Consider the following 21394-nt stretch of genomic DNA (forward strand, 5'->3'; position numbering starts at 1 on the left):
GGCAGCGGTGTGCCCGTGTTTTTATTGTATGAGAATAATTCTCATCTTCACAACTTCAGGCACTTAAGACTTACTCATGCAGGGGCCGTCGTGCGGATCAGGTGGTCGAACGCACCGAGCGCCGCCTTCGCGCCGTCGCCGGCCGCGATGATGATCTGCTTGAACGGCACCGTGGTGACGTCACCCGCCGCGAACACGCCGGGCACCGAGGTCTGGCCGCGCGCGTCGACGACGATCTCGCCGTGCTTCGTCAGCTCGACCGTGCCCTTGAGCCAGTCGGTGTTGGGCACCAGGCCGATCTGGATGAACACGCCTTCGAGCTCGACCTTCTTCAGCTCGCCCGATGCGCGGTCCTTGTAGACCAGCCCGTTGACCTTCTGGTCGCCGGTGATCTCGGTGGTCTGTGCGTTGGTGAAGATGTCGACGTTCTTCAGGCTCTTGAGCTTGCGCTGCAGCACGGCGTCGGCGCGCAGTTGCGTGTCGAACTCGATCAGCGTCACATGGCCGACGATGCCGGCCAGATCGATGGCCGCCTCGACGCCCGAGTTGCCGCCGCCGATCACCGCGACGCGCTTGCCCTTGAACAGCGGGCCGTCGCAGTGCGGGCAGTAGGCCACGCCCTTGTTCTTGAACTCGTGCTCGCCCGGCACGTTGATGTTGCGCCAGCGGGCACCGGTCGAGATGATGACCGTCTTGCTCTTGAGCGACGCGCCGCTTTCGAGCTGCACCTCGATGAGGTCCTTGCCCGGCACCAGGGCCTTGGCGCGCTGCAGGTTCATGATGTCGACGTCGTAGTCGCGCACATGCTCTTCGAGGGCGTGGGCGAACTTCGGTCCTTCGGTTTCCTTGATCGAGATGAAGTTCTCGATGCCCAGCGTGTCGAGCACCTGGCCGCCGAAGCGCTCCGAGGCGACACCCGTGCGGATGCCCTTGCGCGCGGCGTACACCGCAGCTGCGGCACCGGCGGGGCCACCGCCGACGATCAGCACGTCGAACGCGTCCTTGGCGGCGATCTTCGCGGCTTCGCGCTCGACGCCGCTGGTGTCGATCTTGGCGAGGATTTCTTCCAGGCTCATGCGGCCCTGGCCGAACTCGGTGCCGTTCAGGAACACGGTCGGCACGGCCATGATCTGGCGTTCCTTCACTTCGTCCTGGAAGGTGCCGCCCTCGATCATCGTGGTGCGGATGCGCGGGTTCTGGATGGCCATCAGGTTCAGCGCCTGGACCACGTCGGGGCAGTTGTGGCAGGTGAGCGAGACGTAGATCTCGAACTCGAAGTCGCCGTCGAGCGCCTTGATCTGGTCGAGCACGGCCCGCTCGACCTTCGGGGGGTAGCCGCCGATCTGCAGCAGCGCAAGGATCAGCGACGTGAATTCATGGCCCATCGGCAGGCCGGCAAAGCGCGGGCCGTGGTTTTCGCTCGGGCGGTTGACCGAGAACGAGGGCTTGCGGTGGTTGTCGTCGCGGCTTTCGGTCAGCGTGACCAGCGGCGAGACTTCGGCAACGTCCTTCAGCAGCGACAGCATTTCGCCCGAAGCCTTGCTGTCGTCGAGCGAGGCAACGATCTCGATCGGCTGCGTGGCGCGTTCGAGGTAACTCTTCAATTGGGCTTTGGTGCTGGCGTCAAGCATGGCGGACTCTCTTTCGATAACTGGAAACTATCAACTGGGGACAAAAAAGCCCGGGGCCTCGTGAGCGCCCGGGCTTTGCGCGGGGCGCTTAGATCTTGCCGACGAGGTCGAACGACGGAGCGATGGTCTTGTCGCCGTCATTCCACTTGGCCGGGCAGACTTCGTTCGGGTGCTCGGCGGTGTAGACCGCGGCCTTGAGCTTGCGCAGGGTTTCCTTGACGTCGCGGGCGATTTCGTTGGAGTGCACTTCGGCGGTCTTGATGATGCCGTCGGGGTTGATCACGAAGGTGCCGCGCAGTGCCAGGCCTTCTTCGGGGATGTGCACGCCGAACGCGTTGGTCAGCGTGTGGGTCGGGTCGCCCACCAGGGGGAACTTGGCCTTGCCGACAGCCGGCGACGTGTCGTGCCAGACCTTGTGCGAGAAGTGCGTGTCGGTGGTCACGATGTAGACCTCGGCACCCAGCTTCTGGAACTCGGGGTAGTGGTCGGCCGCGTCTTCGACTTCGGTCGGGCAGTTGAAGGTGAAGGCCGCCGGCATGAAGATCAGCACAGACCACTTGCCCTTGAGCGTCTCGTCGGACACATCGATGAACTTGCCGTTGAGGTAAGCCTGGGTCTTGAAAGGTTGGACTGCGGTGTTGATCAGGGACATGTGATTCCTTGGATGCTGCGGTTGGAAAAATAAGCGTGAGCCATGAGTATAACTACCAATATATCGTTTTTGATAGATATCAACTATTGAAAGTATTGGAACCCGCTATGTTTGCCATCGCCTCGCGCATCGCCTTGCGTCAGGTCAATACGAACGTGTATCACCATCACACGCATGCAGACCGGCGCAGCATGGGTTTGCTTGCAAGTGCGTGTTCGCCCCTCCGACAATCACCGCTTTCAGAACAAGGAAAATAATCATGAAGGGCGACCCCAAAGTCATCGAACACCTGCAGGCGCAGCTCAAGAACGAGCTGACTGCCATCAACCAGTACTTCCTCCACTACCGCATGCTCAAGCACTGGGGCCTGGACAAGCTGGCAAAGAAGGAATACGAGGAATCCATCGGCGAGATGAAGCACGCCGACAAGCTCATGGACCGCATCTTCATGCTCGACGGCCTGCCCAACCTGCAGGACCTGGGCAAGCTGAACATCGGCGAAGACGTGCCCGAGCTGCTGCGCTGCGACCTCGGCGCCGAAACCGGCGCGCAGGCGACCATCAAGGACGGCATCGCGCATTGCGAATCGGTGCGCGACTATGTCTCGCGCGACCTGCTGCAAGAGATCCTGGACGACACCGAGGAGCACATCGACTTCCTCGAGACGCAGATCGACCTGATCGACCGCGTCGGCCTGCAGAACTACCTGCAGTTGCAAGTGGGCGAGCTCGAGTAAGCACAACGCAACGCCGCCACGCATTGCAAACAAACGGGGCTTCGGCCCCGTTTTTTATTGCTCTTTACTTAACTTCATAGCCACTGAATAGCAGTCATTCTCATTCGCGCGACTACAATTCGCGCTTTCGATGACTGCCCCCGCCCGTTCCGACAACCGCCGCCGCGCCTATTGGCTCAAGACCCTCCACGAGTGGCATTGGGTCAGTTCCGCCATCTGTCTCGTCGGGATGATCCTGTTCAGCGTCACGGGCTTCACGCTCAACCACGCGGGCCAGATCGAGGCCAAGCCGGTCGTCACCACGCACAACGGCACCGTCGACGACGCGCTGCGCGCCCGCCTCGAACAGCAGCTGCCGGCCGCCAAGGCCCAGCAGGGCAAGGCGCCGCTGCCCGCCGAACTGCAAGCCTGGCTGCGCAAGCAATGGGACATCGACACCGCCGGCCGCGAGGCCGAGTGGTCCGACGACGAAATCTACCTCTCGCTCCCCCGCCCCGGCGGCGACGCCTGGCTGCGCCTGAGCCTGCCCGAGGGCGAGGTCGAATACGAGCGCACCGACCGCGGCTGGCTCTCCTACTTCAACGACCTGCACAAGGGCCGCAACACCGGCACCGCCTGGAGCTGGTTCATCGACATCTTCGCGGCCGCCACGCTGGTCTTCTCGGTCACCGGGCTGTTCATTCTCAAGATGCATGCGGGCAACCGCCCCTTCACCTGGCCCATGGTGGGCATGGGGCTTGTGGTGCCGGTGCTGCTCGCGTTGCTGTTCATTCACTGACCGATCCGATCGACGGATCGGCCCGTGCGTCGTCTTTGCTGATTCAGGAAGAAAGAGGTTTTCCCGTGCACCTTCGCTACTCGCTCGCACCGATCGCCATGTCGGCGCTGTTCGCGGCCCCGGCCATCGCTGCCGGCCTGTCGGTCAACATCGAGATCCCCCGGCTCAATGTGTCGGAGTACCACCGCCCCTACGTGGCGACATGGATCGAACGCGCCGACAGCTCGATGGCCGGCACGCTGGCCGTCTGGTACGACGTGCGCACCAAGACCAACAACCCCGAAGGCGAAGGCACCAAGTGGCTCAAGGACATGCGCCAGTGGTGGCGCCGCGGCGGCCGTGAACTGGCAGTGCCGGTCGACGGCGTGACCGGCGCCTCCAAGCCTGCCGGCAAGCACCAGCTGAGCTTCACCGAAGGCTCGGGCGCAATGCCCAAGCTCGCCCCCGGCGCCTACAAGCTGGTGGTGGAAGCCGCCCGCGAAGTCGGCGGCCGCGAGGTCGTGACCATCCCGTTCCAGTGGCCGCCCACCGCCGCCGCGCAACCGGTCGCAGCCGGCAAGGAAGAGCTCGGCGAAATCAAGCTCGAACTCAAGCCCTGACTTCCGACCAATCCGCCCTCTCTCTCTCATTCCAAGGACCACCATGACCCGCTTCACCCTGCGCGCCGCCGGCCTCGCCCTCGCCCTTTCGGCCGTTGCTTCCGTGACCCAGGCGCACAACGCTTGGCTGCTGCCCTCGACCACCGTGCTGTCGAAGGCCGACACCGTGAGCGTCGACGCCGCCGTGTCGAACGACCTGTTCGTTGCCAACCATGCGCCGCTGCGCCTGGACGGCCTGCAGATCACCGCCCCCGACGGCAGCACGGTCAAGCCGGAATCCGAGGCCAAGCTCAAGCTGCGCAACGTGTTCGACGTGAACGTCGCGCAGCCGGGCACCTACCGCATCGCGGTGGTCAACAACGGCGCGTTCGCCGCCTGGAAGGACAAGGCCACGGGCCAGAACAAGCGCGCCCGCGGCACGGCCGAAACCATCGCCAAGGAAATCCCGGCCGATGCGCAGGAAGTGACCATCACCCAATCGGCCGGCCGCATCGAGACCTTCGTGACCGTCGGCAAGCCCTCGGCGCTCAAGCCCATCGGCCAGGGCCTGGAACTGATCTCGGCCGGCAGCCCGACCGACCTGGCCAAGGGCGAAAAGGCCACCTTCACGCTGCACCTGGACGGCAAGCCCGCCAAGGACCTCGAAGTGACCGTGACCGCCGGCAACACCCAGTACCGCGACAAGCTCGACGAGCTCAAGCTCAAGACCGACGACAAGGGCCAGTTCAGCGTGACCTGGCCGGCCGCCGGCATGTACTGGCTCGACGCCAGCACCAAGGACAGCAAGACCACCGTGCCGCAAGCCAAGGAACGCCGCCTGAGCTACGCGGCCACCCTGGAAGTGATGCCCTGACCCTGCGTTTTTCCTTGGGCCTTTCCTTCAGCACCTGGCGCGCGGGCGGCTACGCCAACGCGGCCGTCCCCCGTCCCGCCGATCCCGCCAGCCTCCAGCAGCTCGGCGGACAGACGATGGGCACGACCTGGTCGCTGCGCTTCGACAACCCGCAGATGCTGCCGCTCGCGCAAGTGCGCGAGGCGGTCGAGGCGGCGCTCGCGCGCGTGATCGACCAAATGAGCCATTGGGAGCCCGACTCCCTCATCAGCCGCTTCAACGCCGCGCCCGCCGGCTCGCGCCATGCGCTGCCCGCCGAATTCGCACAGGTGATGCAGTGCGCCCTCGCGTGGGCGCAGGCCAGCGGCGGCGCGATCGATCCGACGGTCGGTGCGCTGGTGGCGCGCTGGGGCTTCGGACCTGCGGCGGCGCAGGACAACGCCCTGCCCTCACCCGACGCGCTGGCCGCGACCCGTTCGAACGTCGGCTGGCAACGGCTGGCATTCGACGAGGCCGCCCCCACGCTGCTGCAACCCGGCGGCGTGCAGCTCGACCTGTCGGGCATCGCCAAGGGCTTCGCGGTGGACCACGGCGTCGACGCGCTGCGCGCGCTCGGCCTCACCGACCTGCTGTTCGAGATCGGCGGCGAGCTGCGCGGCATCGGCCGGCGGCCCGGCGGTGCACCGTGGCAGGTCCAGGTCGACACCGAGATGCCGACCCCGCAACGCATCCCCCTGGCCGACATGGCCGTCGCCACCTCGGGTGACCGCTGGCATCGGCGCGCGCTCGAAGGCCGCAGCTGGTCGCACACCATCGATCCGCGCGACGGCGAGCCGGTGGCGCATGCGCTGGCCAGCGTCACGGTGCTGCATCCGCAGTGCATGCAGGCGGATGCGCTCGCCACCGTGCTGACCGTGCTCGGCCCCGACGAGGGGCTGACCTTCGCGCAGCAGCGCGACATCGCGGCCCTGTTCATCGCCCGTGCCGACGACGGATCGATCTCCGAGCGCGCCACGCCCGCGTGGCAGGCGCAGGCGGGCGCATGACCGAGACCCTGTGGCGTGCGCTGGGCGCCAGCGCGACGGTCACGGCCTATGCCGCGCTGTGCCTGGGCATCTACGCACGCCAGCGACGGCTGCAGGCCACGGCCGCACGCGAAGCCGCGGCCCTGTCGGCCGGTGACGGCGCGCAGACGTCGCCCACCCTCGTGCTGTTCGCCAGCCAGACCGGCCAGGCGGAAACCATCGCGTGGCAGACCGCGCGACGGCTGCGCGCGGCCGGCACGGCCGTGCGCGTGATGGCCCTCAACGCCCTCGACAGCGCCACGCTGGCTTCGGCCCGCCGCGCCCTCTTCGTGGCCAGCACCTACGGTGAAGGCGATGCGCCCGACGGCGCCAGCGTGTTCGCCGAGCGCGTGATGGGCGCGCCGCTGGCGCTGCCATCGCTGCGCTACGCCGTGCTGGCGCTCGGCGACCGCCAGTACGCCCACTTCTGCGGCTTCGGCCGCGCGCTCGATGCGTGGCTTCACACGGCCGGCGCCGTGCGCGACTTCGATCCCATCGAGGTCGACAACAGCGATCCCGCCGCGCTCGCCGATTGGCACGCCCGCTGGGGTGATGTGCCGGAGGGCGGCGACGACGCCCCGGCAAGCTTCGCGCCCTGGCGGCTCACGCGGCGCGAACTGCTCAACGCCGGCAGCACGGGCGGACCTGTCTTCCATCTCGGACTCACGCCGCAAGCCGGCGCCCTGCCGCACTGGGCATCGGGCGACCTGGTGCAGGTCGCCATCGCAAGCGACCCGACGCGGCCGCGCGACTACTCGATCGCCTCCCTGCCCGCCGACGGCGAACTGCAGCTGCTCGTGCGGCAGGAACAGCATCCCGACGGCTCGATGGGCGCCGCGTCGGGCCTGCTCACCTCGACGCTTTCTGTCGGCGACTCCGTGGCGCTGCGCCTGCGGCCGCACCGCGGCTTCCGGCTCGAGGGCAACGAGAACCGCCCGCTGATCCTGATCGGCAACGGCACCGGCCTGGCCGGCCTGCGCGCCCACCTGCGCGCACGCGCCGCTGCCGGCCGCAAGGACAACTGGCTGGTGTTCGGCGAGCGCCAGTCCGCCCACGACTTCCTCTGCCGCGAGGAAATCGAAGCCTGGCAGGCCGACGGCACGCTCGCGCGGCTCGACATGGTGTTCTCGCGCGACCAGGCCGAGCGCTTCTACGTTCAGCACCGCCTGCTGCAGGTGGCCGACACGCTGCAGGCCTGGCTGCGCGACGGCGCCGCCGTCTATGTCTGCGGCAGCCTGCAGGGCATGGCATCGGGCGTGGACGCGGCGCTGCGGCAGATCGCCGGCGACGACCTCTGGGCCGAGCTGTCGGCCAGCGGACGCTACCGCCGCGACGTCTATTGAACGGCCCGCGCGGCCTCGTCAGTTGCGCGCCGGCAACGGAGCGAGCGAAACTTTCTGGTTAAAAGCGGCCAGTTGAGCACCTTGGTATTGAGAAGCAATATCATTTGCATCGATTTGCAAAAACCCTTCGCAAATCAGCTCACCCAGCCAGTCTTGCCGCCCTTTTTCTCCCCGAGAGTGCGCCGCCCGGACCCAGCCAGTCGAGCTCTGCCCGCCCGCCCTTTCTGGAGAAAACAACATGGCCTATATCAAGAGCCGCAAACACGCCGTCGCACGCGCCGTTCCTCACCTTTCGGGTGCCGCCGCAGCCACGCTGCTGGTCATCGCAGCCCCCGCCGCCTTTGCCCAGACCGGGCGGGCCCTGCCTGAAGTCCGCGTGCAGGATTCGAGCGCCGCCGACTACAAGACCGACACCTCGGCCAACCCGAAGTTCACGGCCCCGCTGGTGAACACGCCGCAGACCATCCAGGTGATCAAGGAACAGATCATTCGCGAACAAGGTGCGACCACGCTCACCGAAGCGCTGCGCAATACCGCCGGCGTCGGCACCTTCTTCCTGGGCGAGAACGGCAACACGAACACCGGCGACGCCGTGTTCATGCGCGGCTTCGACAGCTCCAGCAGCATCTTCGTGGACGGCATCCGCGACCTGGGCTCGGTCTCGCGCGACATGTTCAACATCGAGCAGGTCGAAGTCGTGAAGGGCCCGTCGGGCACCGATGTGGGCCGCACCTCGCCCACCGGCTACATCAACCTCGTCACCAAGAAGCCGAAGCTCGAAGACAGCTTCCTGGGCTCGCTCGGTTTCGGCAGCGCCGACTACAAGCGCGGCAGCATCGACTGGAACAAGTCGCTCAGCAGCGCCAACGGCATCGGCGCCGCCTTCCGCCTGAATGCGGCGATGGAAGACTCGGGCGTGCCCGGCCGCGACTTCGTCAAGAACAAGCGCACGGCCATTGCACCGTCGATCGCGCTCGGCCTGAATTCGCCCACGCGCTTCTACTTCGACTACCTGCACGTCGACCAGGACAACGTGCCCGATGGCGGCGTGCCGACCATCGGCCTGCCCAGCTATTCGAATCCCGACCCGGTCGCCCTTGGTGCACGTCGCCGCAGCTTCCTGAACTACGCGGCGCCGGTCGATCCGAAGAATTTCTACGGTACCGCCTACGACTTCAACAAGGTGACGGCCGACATGTTCACGGCGCGCGTGGAGCACGACTTCACGCCCGACATCACGCTGCGCAACACCACCCGTTACGGCAAGACGAAGCAGGACTACATGCTGACGGCGTTCATGCTCGGCGGCCTGGGCACCAACGGCAACCCGCCGCCCTCGGGCAACACCGCGTTCCTCAGCACGCCGATCCCGGGCCTGCCGTCGACCTGGACGACCACGCGCAACCTGCCGACCAACAAGAACCAGGAAAACACGATCTTCGTCAACCAGACGAACGTGACCGCCAAGTTCAACACCGGCAGCCTGAGCCACTCGCTCAGCGCTGGCGTCGAGCTGATCCGTGAAGAGCAGTCGAGCCTGGGCTACTTCAGCCCCGGCGCCACGTTCAACGGCAAGGTCGTGCAGAACGGCGCCTGGCCCGTGGCCAACCTGTACGCGCCGAACCCCTACGTGAACGGCTACAACCGCATGCTCAGCGGCGCCGACAGCAAGGGCGTGACCAACACGGTCGGCCTGTACGCCTTCGACACCATCAAGCTCAACGAGCAATGGCAGATCACCGGCGGCCTGCGCTTCGATCACTACAGCACCTCGTTCCAGAGCGCGACGCTGTCGACCGCAACGACCAACCCCGGCCTGCCGGTCGGCACGCTGGTGCCCTCGTCGCTCAAGCTCTCCGACAACCTGTTCACCGGCAAGATCGGCGTGGTCTACAAGCCCGCGAAGAACGGCAGCATCTACGCGGCCTACGGCACCTCGGCCCAGCCCCCGGGCGGCGCGAACTTCTCGCTGTCGGCCGCCGGCACGGGCAACAGCGCGGCGCGCACCGACTTCCTGCCGCAAAAGGCCAAGACCTTCGAAGTGGGCACGAAGTGGGACGTGCTGGACGACAAGCTGTCGCTGACCGGCGCGGTCTACCGCACCGACGTGACCAATGAAGTGGTGCAGGACCCGACCAACACCGCGCTGTACTACCAGAGCGGCAAGAAGCGCGTGCAGGGCATCGAGCTGGGCGTGGCGGGCACCATCACCGAACGCTGGGGCATGAGCGCCGGTTTCACGACGATGGACACCAAGGTGCAAAGCGGCCCCAACGTCACGGCCGACGGCACCAACGTGCTGACCTACACGCCGAAGAACTCCTTCACGGCCTGGACCACCTACCAGTTCCCGTTCGGCCTGACGGTCGGCGGCGGCGCGCGCTACAACGGCAAGCTGCACCGCGGCACCGACGGCGCCGTGGGCACGCCGGCCTACATCGACTCCTACTGGGTGTTCGATGCCATGGCGTCGTACCGCATCAACAAGAACGTCGACATCCAGCTGAACATCGCCAATGTGTTCGACAAGCAGTACGCGGCCGCCATCAACAAGAGCGGCTACCGCTACACGCCGGGCATCCCTCGCTCGGCCAAGATCACCGCGAACTTCGCGTTCTGATCCCGACGACCGCGTCGCCTCCGTGCCGGCCCCTGCGGCAGGCGCGGTGCGACACTCGAGCCCCGGCCTGCGCCGGGGCTTTTTTCTTGTGGAGTTCACCGAAATGATGCTGCATGTGCCCGACGTGCTGAGCCCGGACCAGGTGCGCGAGATGCGCGCCGCACTCGACGCCACCCACTGGGTCGACGGCCGCGAAACCGTGGGAGACCAAGGCGCCCAGGTGAAGCGCAACCGCCAGTTGCCGGAGTCTTCGCCCGTCTCGCGCGAACTCGGCGCGACCATCCTGGCCGCGCTCTCGCGCCACGCGCTGTTCTTCTCGGCCGCGCTGCCCGCGCGTTTCGTGCCGCCGCTGTTCAACCGCTACGAGGGCGGCGAGCACTACGGCGTGCATGTCGACGGCTCGGTGCGCGCGGTGCCGGGCAGCAGCCAGCAGCTGCGCACCGACCTGTCGTGCACCCTCTTCCTGAGCGATCCGGAGGATTACGACGGCGGCGAGCTGGAAGTGATCGACACCTACGGCTCCCACGAGGTCAAGCTGCCGGCCGGCGACCTCATCCTTTATCCGGCGAGCAGCCTGCATCGCGTGCACCCGGTCACGCGCGGGGCGCGGGTGTGCTCTTTCTTCTGGCTGCAGAGCATGGTGCGCAGCGACGCCCAGCGCGGCATGCTGTTCGAACTCGACCAGACCATCCAGAAACTGCGCGCCCGCCTGGGCGAATGCGAGGAAACCGTGGCGCTCACCGGCCACTATCACAACCTCTTGCGGCTCTGGGCCGAGGTGTAACACCGGCTTGCAAACTCCGACTGCATGTCAGTCATAGTGATTGCAAATGCGATGGATTCTTATTTATAATGAGTCACATCCAACAGCCAGCCAACTGCCGCTTTCACCGCCATGATCGTTTGCGTCTGCCGCCGAGTCTCTGACCGTGAAATCGCACGTCACGTGCGCGCGGGCATGACTTTCGACGAAGTCCAGTTCGAACTCGGCGTGGCCACCCAGTGTGGCCAGTGTGAAGGTTGTGCCCGCGACATCGTGGCGCAGTGCAGTGTCTCTCACCCGGTCGCCGCCTTGAACTGCGAATCGGCGCCGAGAGCGATCCAGCTTGCCAACTCCATCAAGGAAAGCAAAGCATGGAACTCGTCTCGGCTCTCGGCGGCAGCCTGATCCTCGTCGCCGGCTCTGTCTGGTGGATTTTTCGCAAGTAGCGTCTCTGTAGCGGTTTTGCTGCAATCGGGGCACGATTTGTAGTGCCCGCATTCGAATGGTTGATCGTGTCTGACCGCTTTGCCCCCCCTCCCTCCTTTCTTGGCCTGTCGCGCACTGTCGTCATTGCCGGCGGCGTGATCCTGTTTCACGGCGCCGCGCTGTGGGCGCTGCAAAGCGGCCTGCTGCGCCGGGCCGCCGAAGTGGTGATTCCCGTCGAGATCCTGAGCCAGTTCGTCGAACCGCCGAAACCCAAAGCCGATCCGCCGCCCCCGCCTCCTCCGCCGCCGCAACCCAAGGTGAGCAAGGCGCCGCCGCCGCCGCGCCCGCAGGCCATCCGCGAACCCAAGCCGACGCCCGCGCCGAACGCGCCCGCGGGCACCACCGAGCCGCCGCCCCCGCCTGCTCCACCGGCACCGCCCGCGCCGCCAGCCCCTCCCGCACCGCCGCCGTCGCCCCCGGCGCCGCCCGCCGTGCAGCTGCCGTCGAGCAATGCCGACTACCTGCAGAACCCGAAGGCGGTCTATCCCGCCATGAGCAAGCGCCTCGGCGAGCAGGGCAAGGTGATCGTGCGCGTGCTCGTGGGCGCCGACGGCCTGCCCAAGAGCGCCGAGGTCAAGAAGTCCAGCGGCTTCGACCGCCTCGACGAAGCCGCCGTCGAATACATCATGAAATGCCGGTTCGTGCCCGGCAAGGTCAACGGCGTGGTGCAGGCCATGTCTTACGACGCCCCCGTCAACTACGTCCTGAACTAATTTTTCTCTGGAGCAACTTCGTATGGATTCCCAATTTGGCTTGATGAACGTCTGGAATCAGGGCGACTTCGTCACCAAGGCAGTCGCGGTTCTGTTGATCGGCATGTCCCTCGCATCGTGGATCGTGATCATCGTGAAGGCGCTCGACGTCATCAAATACAAGCGCCTGGCCAAGCACTCGCAGGACTTCTGGCACAGCGAAGACTTCGCCACCGCCCTGAACAAGCTGGGCACCGACGACAGCAACCCGTTCCGCGCCCTGGCGCTCGAAGGCCGCGAAGCCGCCGCCCACCACCGCAACACCAAGGCGCACCTGCATGACGCGCTTGACGTGAGCGACTGGATCACGCGCGCCCTGCGCAACGGCATCGACGCCTTCACGGCGCGCCTGCAGACCGGCCTGGCCATCCTCGCTTCGGTGGGTTCGACGGCGCCGTTCATCGGCCTGTTCGGCACCGTCTGGGGCATCTACCACGCGCTGATGAGCATCGGCTCGGCCGGCCAGGCGACCATCGACAAGGTGGCCGGCCCGATCGGCGAAGCACTGATCATGACGGCCCTGGGCCTGGCGGTCGCCATCCCCGCCGTGCTGGGCTACAACGCCCTGGTGCGCGGCAACAAGTTCGTGCTGACCAAGCTCAACAGCTTCGCCCACGACCTGCACGCCTACTTCGTGACCGGCGCCCGCGTGCAAAGCGGCAGCGGCGAAGCCGTCGTGGTTCCGCTCAAGAAGGGCTGAGCAGCATCATGGCTTTCGGAACGCAAGACGAACCCGATGAGGTGATGAACGAGATCAACATGACGCCGCTGGTCGACGTCATGCTGGTGCTCCTGATCATCTTCATCATCACCGTGCCGGTCATGAAGCACGCGGTCAACATCGACCTGCCCCGCGCCAGCAGCGAGCCCGAGCAGCCCAAGCCGCAGAACATCCTGTTCAGCGTCACGGCCGACGGCGCCTACTACTGGAACGAACAGAAGATCGACGACAGCGAGCTGCCGAACCGCCTGGCCGCCGAAGCCGCCAAGGAACCGCAGCCCGAGCTGCACATCCGCGGCGACAAGGCCGTGCGCTACGAGCGCGTGGCCAAGGCCATGGCCGAGGCGCGTGAGGCCGGCGTGCGCAAGATCGGCTTCATCACCGAGCCCGACACGAAGTGATCTGAACGGGTGAATGACGGATCGAAAAAAAGTTGATCGCGACGATTGACTTTATATTGAGAATCATTATCATTCACTCATCGCTTCCATAAAAGGGAACTCCAGATGCCAGCCACCCCGAATGCCTTTTCTGTCCTGAACCACCCTTCGCTCGACCAATCGGGTGGCGGTCATGCATCGATCCAGGCAGCGCGTCCGGCGCCGATGGTCGAAAGCACGGAGCTTCTGAAGGGAAGCAAGACCGTGGGCATCATGCACAACGGCTCGCTCTACCGGCTTCAGGCCACCAAACTCGGCAAGCTGATCCTGACCAAGTAGGTCGTTCAGCCCGCCCCTCGCGCAAGTTTCATCGTGGGGCGACTCGAGGAGATTCATCTCCGAAGGGTCGTTTTTTGCTAGCCAACGGTTCGCCGACTAGCCAAGCTTTTTTTCACGCTGAAGCCCCGAAAAAAGAAAACGCCGACCATCAGGTCGGCGTTTTGCTTTGGGCGAATGAAAAGGCTTACAGGCCGAGCGCGGCGATGCCGGCCTTGGCGATCTGCGCATCTTCGTTCGACTTCACGCCGCTCACGCCCACGGCGCCGATCACGTGGCCGTCCTTCACGATCGGCACGCCGCCTTCGAGCAGGCCTTCCACCAGGGGCGCCGTCAGGAATGCGGTGCGGCCGCCGTTGATGATGTCTTCATAGACCTTGCTCTCGCGACGGCCCATGGCGGCGGTGTGTGCCTTGGCCGGAGCGATGTGCGAGGACAGCGCGGCGGCGCCGTCCAGGCGCTGCAGCCAGAGCAGGTTGCCGGCGTCGTCGGAGATGGCGATGGTCACGGCCCAGTTGTTCTTCAGGGCCTCGGCTTCCGCTGCAGCGGCGATGGCCTTGACGTCGGCGAGTTCGAGGAATGATTTGGTCTTCATGGATAGGCTCAGGTTGCGTCGAAACCCGACAGCATAACGGCGGGGCGCCGCAGCGTCCCACCGGGGCTTAAGAACAACGGGCATACGGTCTTTGCAAGGCCCCCTCTTGCAGCCCCCTAGAATGCGCCCAACTGCGTGTCATTGCATGCAGCAACCTCAGGAGCTTCGGCCATGAACGACCGTGTGACCACCCTCGACACTTCCACCGGCTACGGCCAGACACTGCCGCAGGCCGAACGCCAGCGCGTGTTGCGCAACACCTACTGGCTGCTGGCGCTGAGCCTGCTGCCCACCGTACTGGGCGCCTGGATCGGCGTGAGCACCGGCATCACCCGCTCGCTCACCGGCGGGCTCGGCCTGATCGTCTTCCTCGGCGGCGCCTTCGGCTTCATGTTCGCGATCGAGAAGACCAAGAACTCCGCCGCCGGCGTGCCGGTGCTGCTAGGCTTCACCTTCTTCATGGGTCTGATGCTGTCGCGCCTGCTGGCGATGGTGCTGGGCTTCAAGAACGGCCCCGAACTGATCATGACGGCCTTCGGCGGCACCGCCGGCGTGTTCTTCGTGATGGCCTCGCTGGCCACGGTCATCAAGCGCGACCTGTCGGGCATGGGCAAGTTCCTGTTCGTCGGCGCCCTGGTGCTGATGCTCGGCGCGGTCATCAACGTCTTCGTGGGCTCGAGCACCGGCATGCTGGTGATCTCGGTGGCGGCCATCGGCATCTTCTCGGCCTACATGCTCTATGACCTGAAGCAGATCATGGACGGCGGCGAGACCAATTACATCAGCGCCACGCTGGCCCTGTACCTGGACATGTTCAATGTGTTCCAGAGCCTGCTGGCCCTGCTGGGCATCTTCGGCGGCGAGCGCGACTGAGCGGCTTGCTCCGACCCCAAGAAAAAAGGCCCCGAGGGGCCTTTTTTCATTCCAGCTCGAAGACCGCGATCGACTCGACGTGCGCGGTGTGCGGGAACATGTTCACCACGCCCGCGAAGGTGCAGCGGTAGCCCGCCTGGTGCACCAGCAGGCCGGCGTCGCGTGCCAGCGTCGACGGGTTGCAGCTCACGTACACGATGCGCTTGGGCGGCGTCCAGCCACCGGTGCGCAGTTCAGGCTGCTGGTGCAGGTCGGCCATCGCCTTGGCCAGCGCGAAGGCGCCTTCGCGCGGCGGGTCGACCAGCCACTTGTCGGCGCTGCCGTCGGCCACCAGCATCTCGGGCGTCATGTCGAACAGGTTGCGCGCCACGAACCGGGTGGCCGACAGCGCACGCCGCTCGGGAGTTGCAGGCTGGTTTCTCTGGAAGTTGTCGGTGGCGCGTGCCACCAGCGTGTCGCTGCCCTCGATGCCGAGCACTTCGCGCGCCTGGCTCGCCAGCGGCAGCGTGAAGTTGCCCAGGCCGCAAAACCAGTCGATCACGCGCTCCTCGGGCTGCACATCGAGCAGGCGCAGCGCCTTGCCGACCAGCGCGCGGTTGATGTGCGGGTTGACCTGGGTGAAATCGGTGGGCTTGAACGGCATCGTCACACCGAACGCGGGCAGGCGGTAGGCCAGCGGCGTGCCGCCCTCTTCGAGCAGCTTCACGGTGTCCGGGCCCTTGGCCTGCAGCCACCACTGGACGCCCTCGTTCTCGGCCGCGAACGCCTTGAGCCGCCCGATGTCGGCGCCCGACAGCCGCTCCAGGTGCCGCAGCACCAGGGCGATGGTGCCCAGCGCGGTGGAGTCCGGCGCGTCGCCGCAGGCCAGCTCGATCTGCGGGCAGGTGTCACGCGCGTCCATGGAACCGATCAGCGCGCGCAGCGGCATCAGCATGGCGCTGACCTGCTTGGGCAGCACTGGGCAGACCTGCATGTCGGCCAGGTAGCGGCTCTTGCGCTCGTGGAAGCCGATCAGCACCGTGCCCTTCTTGACCACGTGGCGCACCGACAGGCGCGCGCGGTAGCGGTAGTGCCAGGCCGGGCCTTCGAGCGGGCGCAGCAGGTTCTCGGGCTTGACCTTGCCCAGGTGCCAGAGGTTGTCTTCCAGCGCACGCTGCTTCACCGCCACCTGGGCGGCGGCGTCCAGGTGCTGCATCTTGCAGCCGCCGCACGCGCCCGTGTGCAGGCCGAAGTGCGGGCAGCCGGGGCGCACGCGCTGCGAGGATTCGCGGCGGATCTGCGTGACCGTGCCCTGTTCCCAGTTGTTCTTGCGGCGATGGACGTTGAACTGCACCTCCTCGAAGGGCAATGCGCCTTCGATGAAGACGACCATGCCGTCGGACTTGTGGGAGACGCCTTGCGCGTCCAGGTCGAGCGACTCGACCTGGAGCCACTCATCGGCGGGGCTCGCGGGGACTTTCTTTTCTTCGATGGATTCCGTCATCCCCCGATTGTCTCAGCGTGGCCGGGGCGGTCCGGCCGCGACGGGTTACCTTCTTTTCTTCACACCACTAGAACAGCGCGTCGCGGCCGACGCCGGAGCGCGCCAGCTGCTTGCGCATCTTGGCCAGGGCCTCGTTCTGGATCTGGCGCACGCGCTCGCGCGTCAGGCCCAGCCGCACGCTCAGCACCTCGAGCGTCTCGGGCTCCCGGTCGTGCAGGCCGTAGCGGCCTTCGAGCACCTCGCGCTCCCGCGCATTGAGGGCCTGCACCCACTGGTCGAGCAGGCGCTCCACCTCGTGCGTGTGCGTCACGCCGGCAGGGTTGCCCTGCTCGTCGTCGGAGGCCACGGTGTCGGCCAGCGTGAAGCCTTCTTCGCCACGCGCGTCGCCCGCATCGAGCGAACGCGGCGCCTCGGCCAGCGCCAGCAGGTCGGCCACCGCCTGCACCTCGCGACCGAGCAGCGCGGCCACGTCCTCGACGCGCACGCCGTCCGGCCGGCTCGCGAGGAACTCCGCGTCGCCCTCGAGCGTGCGACGCGCCCGCAGGACCTGCTGCAGTTCGCGCACGACATGCACCGGCAGGCGGATCGCCCGCGACTGCGTGATGACGGCGCGCTCGACAGACTGGCGGATCCACCAGGTCGCGTACGTGGAGAAGCGAAACCCGCGCTCGGGCTCGAACTTCGTGATGGCATGCATCAGCCCGAGGTTGCCTTCCTCGATGAGGTCGGACAGCGGCATGCCGCGCCCCAGGTAGTTCTTGGCGATGTTGACCACGAGCCGCAGGTTGTGCTCGATCATCGATTGCCGCGCCGCGAAGTCGCCGGCGCGTGCGGCGCAGGCGGTGGTGTATTCCTCGGCGGGAGTGAAGAGCCCGGTGCGCCGGACCTGGCGCAGGTAGATGGTCAGCGCATCGGCGCCCTCGCCGCCCATGACCTCGGCGGTGGCGCCGTGGGGCGAAGCCGATGCTGCAGCGGGGATCGACGGCTCCGCGGTGGGGTCGTCGGGCAGGGCGTCTGTGCTCAGCGGCTCGTCGCCGCTGTCCTGATGGCCATTGCGGCCACCGTTGCTTCGAGGTGAAGGGCTGCCCTGCCCCGCCAGCCCACGCACGGGCAGTGTGCGAAGAGGGCGGGAGGCAGCCATGGCATCACCGGTTGGGCAGGTAGCGCGACGGGTCGACGGGCTTGCCCTGGCGGCGGATCTCGAAATGCAGCTTCACGCGATCGGCGTCGCTGTTGCCCATCTCGGCGATCTTCTGGCCCTTCTGAACCGACTGGTCTTCCTTCACGAGCAGCGTCTGGTTGTGCGCATACGCCGTGAGGTAGGTGTTGTTGTGCTTCAGGATGATCAGGTTGCCGTAGCCGCGCAGGCCGGCACCGGCGTAGACCACACGGCCATCGGCCGCGGCCAGCACGGGGTCGCCGGCCTTGCCGCTGATGTCGTAGCCCTTGTTCTTGGCTTCGTCGAAACCGGCGATCAGCGAACCGCTCGCAGGCCAGATCCAGCCCAGGTCGTCGTCACCCGAGCTGCTCGGGCCCGAAGGCGAAGCCGTGACGGGCGGCTTGGTGGTGCCGCTCGCGCCGCTGGCCGGCACGGCCGGCGTGACGGACGCCTGCGGGGCCACAGGTTTGGTCGTCGCCTCGGTGGGCGCAGCAGGCGCAGAGGTGGACGGTGCCGTGGCGACCGCGGTGCTGCCACCGGTCGGCGGAATCACGCGCAACACCTGGCCGACTTCGATCAGGTCGGGGTTGTCGAGGTTGTTCCAGCGCACGATGTCCTGCCAGCGCTGGCCCGTTTCGCTGCCGATGCGGCGGATGGAGTCACCGGGGCGCACGGCGTAGTAGCCGGGCTTGCCGTAGTTCTCGATACCGGGGAGCGGTTTGCCGGACGCGTCGGTCGTGATGGGAGGACCGCCGGGCGTCGTTGCCCCGGGTGCGCGCGTCATGGTGCCTCGGTCTTCGACCGGTGCGGGACCGCGCGGTGCGGAGCAGCCCGCGATCACGAGCACAACAGCCAACGTGATGCCTGCGAACAAACTCCGATTGCCAAAACCCTGCATTTGTTATTCCTTCAAGCGATGCCCGATTTTAGGGGGACAAAGTGAACCGCCTCAAGAATGCGCCGCTCGAGCCCACGGGGGGTCTTGTCGATCACGACGAGGGCTTGTCCACCGGCGGCGGAATGGGTCGGCGCGACGATGCGCCCGCCCACCGCGAGCTGCGCGATCCAGGCCTCGGGCACGGCCTCGCCGCCGGCCGCGGCGATGATGCCCGCATACGGCGCGCCCTTCGCGTAACCGATCATGCCGTCGCCCAGCATCAGGTGGACGGTGGCCAGGCGGAAATGCCGCAGATTGGTGCGCGCGCGCTCGTGCAGTCCGCGCAGGCGTTCGATGCTGTAGACCTCGGTGGCCACCTCGTTCAGCACCGCGGCTTGGTAACCGCAGCCGGTGCCGATCTCGAGCACGCGGCCCAGCCGCTCCTGCGGCTTGCCGACCAGCGCCGGCGCGCCCAGCAGCAGCTCGATCATGCGAGCCACCACATTGGGCTTGGAAATGGTCTGCCCCAGCCCGATCGGCAGGCTGGTGTCTTCATACGCCTGATTGACCAGCGCGCTGTCGACGAAGCGATGCCGCTCGACGGTGCCCATGGCGCGCAGCACGCGCGCGTCGGTGATGCCCTGCGCCGCGAGCTTTTGCACCATGCGGGCTCGCACGGCGTCGGACGCCATCGAGGGCGTGGACGGGACCATCGGCTTGACCGGCACGGCGGGCATGCGCCCGCGCGTGGCGGCCGAGGCGGTGGGGGTCAGTCGAACCGGGAAACTGGGCCGCGGAGGGGTCGCCATGTCGTCAATTGCCGAGACGGGCGACCGTCTCGCGCCATTGGCCCAGGTTGGCATGGTCGGTCAGGTCGATCTGCAAGGGCGTCAGCGCGATGTGGCCGGCCGCGGTCGCGTGGAAGTCGGTGCCCTCCCCACTGTCCTTGGCGCTGCCTGCACCGGCGATCCAGTACATGGTTTCGCCGCGCGGGCTGTCCTGCGTGATCACCTTTTCGGCGGCGTGGCGGCGCCCGAGCCGGCACACCTTGACCGGTTTCAGTTCGTCGAACGGGCGGTTCGGCACGTTCACGTTGAGCAGGAAGGCGGGGCCGCCGAGCATCTTTTCGCGCTCGATCTGCTGCACCAGCCGTCGCGCCACCTGGGCTGCCGCATCCACGTGCGCCCAACCCTTTTCGATCTGCGAGAAGGCGATGGCCGGAATGCCGAACAGGTAGGCCTCCATCGCCGCGCCCACGGTGCCTGAATAGATGGTGTCGTCGCCCATGTTGGCGCCGTTGTTGATGCCCGAGACCACTAGGTCGGGGCGGTAGTCGAGCAGGCCCTTGAGCGCGATGTGCACGCAATCGGCCGGCGTGCCCGTCACATAGCGGAAACCGTTGTGCGCCTTGTGCACGTACAGCGGCGCGGCCAGCGTGAGTGCGTTCGACTTGGCGCTGTTGTTGTGCTCGGGTGCCACCACCTCGACGTCGGCGATGTCCTTGAGTGCGTCGTGCAACGCGACGATGCCCGGCGCCTGAAAGCCATCGTCATTGGAAATAAGTATCTTCATGGTGCTTCTGGGTGCAGCGGATTGTAGGTGCGGGGTGCGTCGCAGCAGGGACAACGCCGCACCACAGCGCCGCCTATCATCGCCCCGAATTCATTGCCCACACGACTCATTCGAAGGAGACCCCGAGCATGCACGCATGGCTTTGCGAAAACCCCACCGGCGTCGACGCGCTGACCTGGAAAGAACTGCCCACCCCCACGCCGGGCCCGGGCCAGGTGCTGATCGAGATCAAGGCCGCCAGCCTGAATTTCCCCGATCTGCTGATCGTGCAGAACAAGTACCAGATGAAGCCGCCGCTGCCCTTCGTTCCCGGATCGGAATATGCGGGCGTGATCCAGGCGGTGGGCGAAGGCGTCACGCACCTCAAGGTCGGGCAGAACGTGGCCTGCCTGTCGGGCACGGGCGGCTTCGGCACCCACACGCTGGCACCCGCCGCGCTGTGCATGCCGCTGCCCGAAGGCTTTGGCCATGTCGACGCGGCCGCTTTCATCATGATCTACGCCACCTCGTGGCACGCACTGATGGACCGCGCGCAACTCAAGGCGGGCGAAACCGTGCTGGTGCTCGGCGCGGCCGGCGGCGTGGGCACCGCAGCCATCCAGATCGCCAAGGCGGCGGGCGCCAAGGTGATCGCCGCGGCATCGACCGACGAAAAGTGCGAACTGTGCCGCTCGATCGGCGCCGACGCGACGATCAATTACACGACGCACGCACTGCCCAATGGTTTCCGCGATGCCATCAAAGCCGCGACCGACGGCAAAGGCCCGGATGTGATTTACGACCCCGTGGGCGGCGATTTCGCAGAACCCGCATTCCGCTCGATTGGCTGGCGCGGTCGCTATTTGGTGGTCGGTTTTGCATCGGGCCCGATCCCGTCGCTGCCATTGAATCTGACGCTGCTCAAAGGCGCATCGCTCGTGGGCGTGTTCTGGGGCGATTTCGCCAAGCGCGAACCCAAGGCCAATGCGCAGATGATGGCCGAATTGGCCCAGTGGTACGGCCAGGGAAAAATCAAGCCGGTGATCGACAGCACGATGCCGATGGCCGAATTGAAGGCCGCCTATGCGCACATGGGATCGCGCGGCGTCAAGGGAAAACTGGTGATGGTGAACTGATCGGACGCGCGTGCATCGCCGTGCGCG

Annotated in this window: 24 protein-coding genes; 15 read left to right on the forward strand and 9 right to left on the reverse strand. The window is 66.4% G+C overall.

The genetic code is table 11. The features are described from left to right. Nucleotides 1–74: 74 nt before the first annotated feature. Both ahpF and ahpC read right to left on the reverse strand, forming a co-directional pair. On the reverse strand, nt 75–1631 hold the full coding sequence (gene ahpF, locus AC57B8_RS29895; protein WP_496481583.1) for an alkyl hydroperoxide reductase subunit F: 1557 nt from the start codon (nt 1629–1631) through the stop codon (nt 75–77). A gap of 88 nt (nt 1632–1719) precedes the next feature. Continuing rightward, a complete protein-coding gene (gene ahpC / locus AC57B8_RS29900; RefSeq protein ID WP_062473036.1) occupies nt 1720–2283 on the reverse strand; it encodes an alkyl hydroperoxide reductase subunit C in 564 nt (187 codons plus the stop codon). 259 nt (nt 2284–2542) lie between these two features. Between ahpC and bfr the strand changes: the two genes are divergently transcribed. The 6 genes from bfr to AC57B8_RS29930 all read left to right on the forward strand — a co-directional run bounded on the left by bfr (nt 2543) and on the right by AC57B8_RS29930 (nt 7635). Continuing rightward, a complete protein-coding gene (gene bfr / locus AC57B8_RS29905; RefSeq protein WP_062473038.1) occupies nt 2543–3019 on the forward strand; it encodes a bacterioferritin in 477 nt (158 codons plus the stop codon). Between the two features lie 130 nt (nt 3020–3149). Continuing rightward, entirely contained in the window at nt 3150–3797 is a 648-nt protein-coding gene (locus AC57B8_RS29910; protein WP_062473039.1) for a PepSY-associated TM helix domain-containing protein, read from the forward strand. Between the two features lie 98 nt (nt 3798–3895). Beyond that, a complete protein-coding gene (locus tag AC57B8_RS29915; protein WP_496482248.1) occupies nt 3896–4396 on the forward strand; it encodes a DUF2271 domain-containing protein in 501 nt (166 codons plus the stop codon). A gap of 43 nt (nt 4397–4439) precedes the next feature. Further along, the gene (locus AC57B8_RS29920) at nt 4440–5249 is read left to right on the forward strand and encodes a DUF4198 domain-containing protein (RefSeq protein ID WP_495273397.1); all 810 of its coding nucleotides are present in this window, start codon (nt 4440–4442) and stop codon (nt 5247–5249) included. Nucleotides 5250–5263: 14 nt separating this feature from the next. Further along, the gene (locus AC57B8_RS29925) at nt 5264–6274 is read left to right on the forward strand and encodes an FAD:protein FMN transferase (RefSeq protein ID WP_496481584.1); all 1011 of its coding nucleotides are present in this window, start codon (nt 5264–5266) and stop codon (nt 6272–6274) included. After that, on the forward strand, nt 6271–7635 hold the full coding sequence (locus tag AC57B8_RS29930; RefSeq protein ID WP_496481585.1) for a sulfite reductase subunit alpha: 1365 nt from the start codon (nt 6271–6273) through the stop codon (nt 7633–7635). Before AC57B8_RS29925 ends, AC57B8_RS29930 begins: the two co-directional genes overlap by 4 nt. 18 nt (nt 7636–7653) lie before the next feature. Here the strand turns inward: AC57B8_RS29930 and AC57B8_RS29935 are convergent, their stop codons facing one another. Then, on the reverse strand, nt 7654–7875 hold the full coding sequence (locus AC57B8_RS29935) for a hypothetical protein (protein ID WP_159272569.1): 222 nt from the start codon (nt 7873–7875) through the stop codon (nt 7654–7656). Between AC57B8_RS29935 and AC57B8_RS29940 the strand changes: the two genes are divergently transcribed. The 7 genes from AC57B8_RS29940 to hemP all read left to right on the forward strand — a co-directional run bounded on the left by AC57B8_RS29940 (nt 7874) and on the right by hemP (nt 13696). Then, a complete protein-coding gene (locus AC57B8_RS29940) occupies nt 7874–10255 on the forward strand; it encodes a catecholate siderophore receptor Fiu (RefSeq protein WP_496481586.1) in 2382 nt (793 codons plus the stop codon). The two genes, AC57B8_RS29935 and AC57B8_RS29940, sit on opposite strands and share 2 nt — an antisense overlap. A 103-nt stretch (nt 10256–10358) precedes the next feature. Further along, the gene (locus AC57B8_RS29945) at nt 10359–11039 is read left to right on the forward strand and encodes a Fe2+-dependent dioxygenase (RefSeq protein ID WP_070059743.1); all 681 of its coding nucleotides are present in this window, start codon (nt 10359–10361) and stop codon (nt 11037–11039) included. 111 nt (nt 11040–11150) lie between these two features. Continuing rightward, entirely contained in the window at nt 11151–11423 is a 273-nt protein-coding gene (locus AC57B8_RS29950) for a (2Fe-2S)-binding protein (protein ID WP_062473051.1), read from the forward strand. Between the two features lie 104 nt (nt 11424–11527). After that, nucleotides 11528–12217, forward strand: coding sequence for an energy transducer TonB (locus tag AC57B8_RS29955; protein WP_496482249.1), 690 nt, complete (start codon nt 11528–11530; stop codon nt 12215–12217). 22 nt (nt 12218–12239) lie between these two features. Then, nucleotides 12240–12956 (forward strand): MotA/TolQ/ExbB proton channel family protein, encoded by a 717-nt coding sequence (locus AC57B8_RS29960; RefSeq protein ID WP_062479023.1) that lies wholly within the window; start codon nt 12240–12242, stop codon nt 12954–12956. An 8-nt stretch (nt 12957–12964) separates the two neighbouring features. Beyond that, a complete protein-coding gene (locus tag AC57B8_RS29965) occupies nt 12965–13378 on the forward strand; it encodes an ExbD/TolR family protein (protein WP_062479026.1) in 414 nt (137 codons plus the stop codon). Between the two features lie 105 nt (nt 13379–13483). Continuing rightward, a complete protein-coding gene (gene hemP, locus AC57B8_RS29970) occupies nt 13484–13696 on the forward strand; it encodes a hemin uptake protein HemP (RefSeq protein WP_062479029.1) in 213 nt (70 codons plus the stop codon). Between the two features lie 184 nt (nt 13697–13880). On the opposite strand, the gene AC57B8_RS29975 is transcribed toward hemP, so the two are convergent. Continuing rightward, entirely contained in the window at nt 13881–14288 is a 408-nt protein-coding gene (locus AC57B8_RS29975) for a GlcG/HbpS family heme-binding protein (protein WP_056583078.1), read from the reverse strand. A 171-nt stretch (nt 14289–14459) separates the two neighbouring features. Between AC57B8_RS29975 and AC57B8_RS29980 the strand changes: the two genes are divergently transcribed. Then, the gene (locus AC57B8_RS29980; protein WP_062479032.1) at nt 14460–15161 is read left to right on the forward strand and encodes a Bax inhibitor-1/YccA family protein; all 702 of its coding nucleotides are present in this window, start codon (nt 14460–14462) and stop codon (nt 15159–15161) included. Between the two features lie 46 nt (nt 15162–15207). Here AC57B8_RS29980 and rlmD read toward each other — a convergent pair whose 3' ends face one another. From rlmD to surE, 5 genes are all read right to left on the reverse strand, one after another. Then, nucleotides 15208–16644 (reverse strand): 23S rRNA (uracil(1939)-C(5))-methyltransferase RlmD, encoded by a 1437-nt coding sequence (gene rlmD, locus AC57B8_RS29985; RefSeq protein WP_496481587.1) that lies wholly within the window; start codon nt 16642–16644, stop codon nt 15208–15210. Between the two features lie 67 nt (nt 16645–16711). Continuing rightward, complete coding sequence (locus AC57B8_RS29990; protein WP_496481588.1) at nt 16712–17785, reverse strand: sigma-70 family RNA polymerase sigma factor; 1074 nt, start codon at nt 17783–17785, stop codon at nt 16712–16714. 4 nt (nt 17786–17789) lie between these two features. Then, the gene (locus tag AC57B8_RS29995; RefSeq protein WP_070059619.1) at nt 17790–18701 is read right to left on the reverse strand and encodes a peptidoglycan DD-metalloendopeptidase family protein; all 912 of its coding nucleotides are present in this window, start codon (nt 18699–18701) and stop codon (nt 17790–17792) included. 11 nt (nt 18702–18712) lie between these two features. Next, nucleotides 18713–19489 carry a protein-L-isoaspartate(D-aspartate) O-methyltransferase gene (locus tag AC57B8_RS30000; RefSeq protein ID WP_496481589.1) on the reverse strand — a complete coding sequence of 259 codons (777 nt, stop codon included), beginning with the start codon at nt 19487–19489 and terminating at the stop codon, nt 18713–18715. Between the two features lie 4 nt (nt 19490–19493). Then, the gene (surE, locus tag AC57B8_RS30005; protein WP_062479041.1) at nt 19494–20252 is read right to left on the reverse strand and encodes a 5'/3'-nucleotidase SurE; all 759 of its coding nucleotides are present in this window, start codon (nt 20250–20252) and stop codon (nt 19494–19496) included. Between the two features lie 128 nt (nt 20253–20380). On the opposite strand from surE, the gene AC57B8_RS30010 reads away from it, so the two are divergent. Continuing rightward, the gene (locus AC57B8_RS30010; protein WP_095744683.1) at nt 20381–21367 is read left to right on the forward strand and encodes an NADPH:quinone oxidoreductase family protein; all 987 of its coding nucleotides are present in this window, start codon (nt 20381–20383) and stop codon (nt 21365–21367) included. Nucleotides 21368–21394 lie beyond the last annotated feature (27 nt).

Source organism: Variovorax sp. BGA-UO-ETr-C22, from assembly GCF_059567965.1.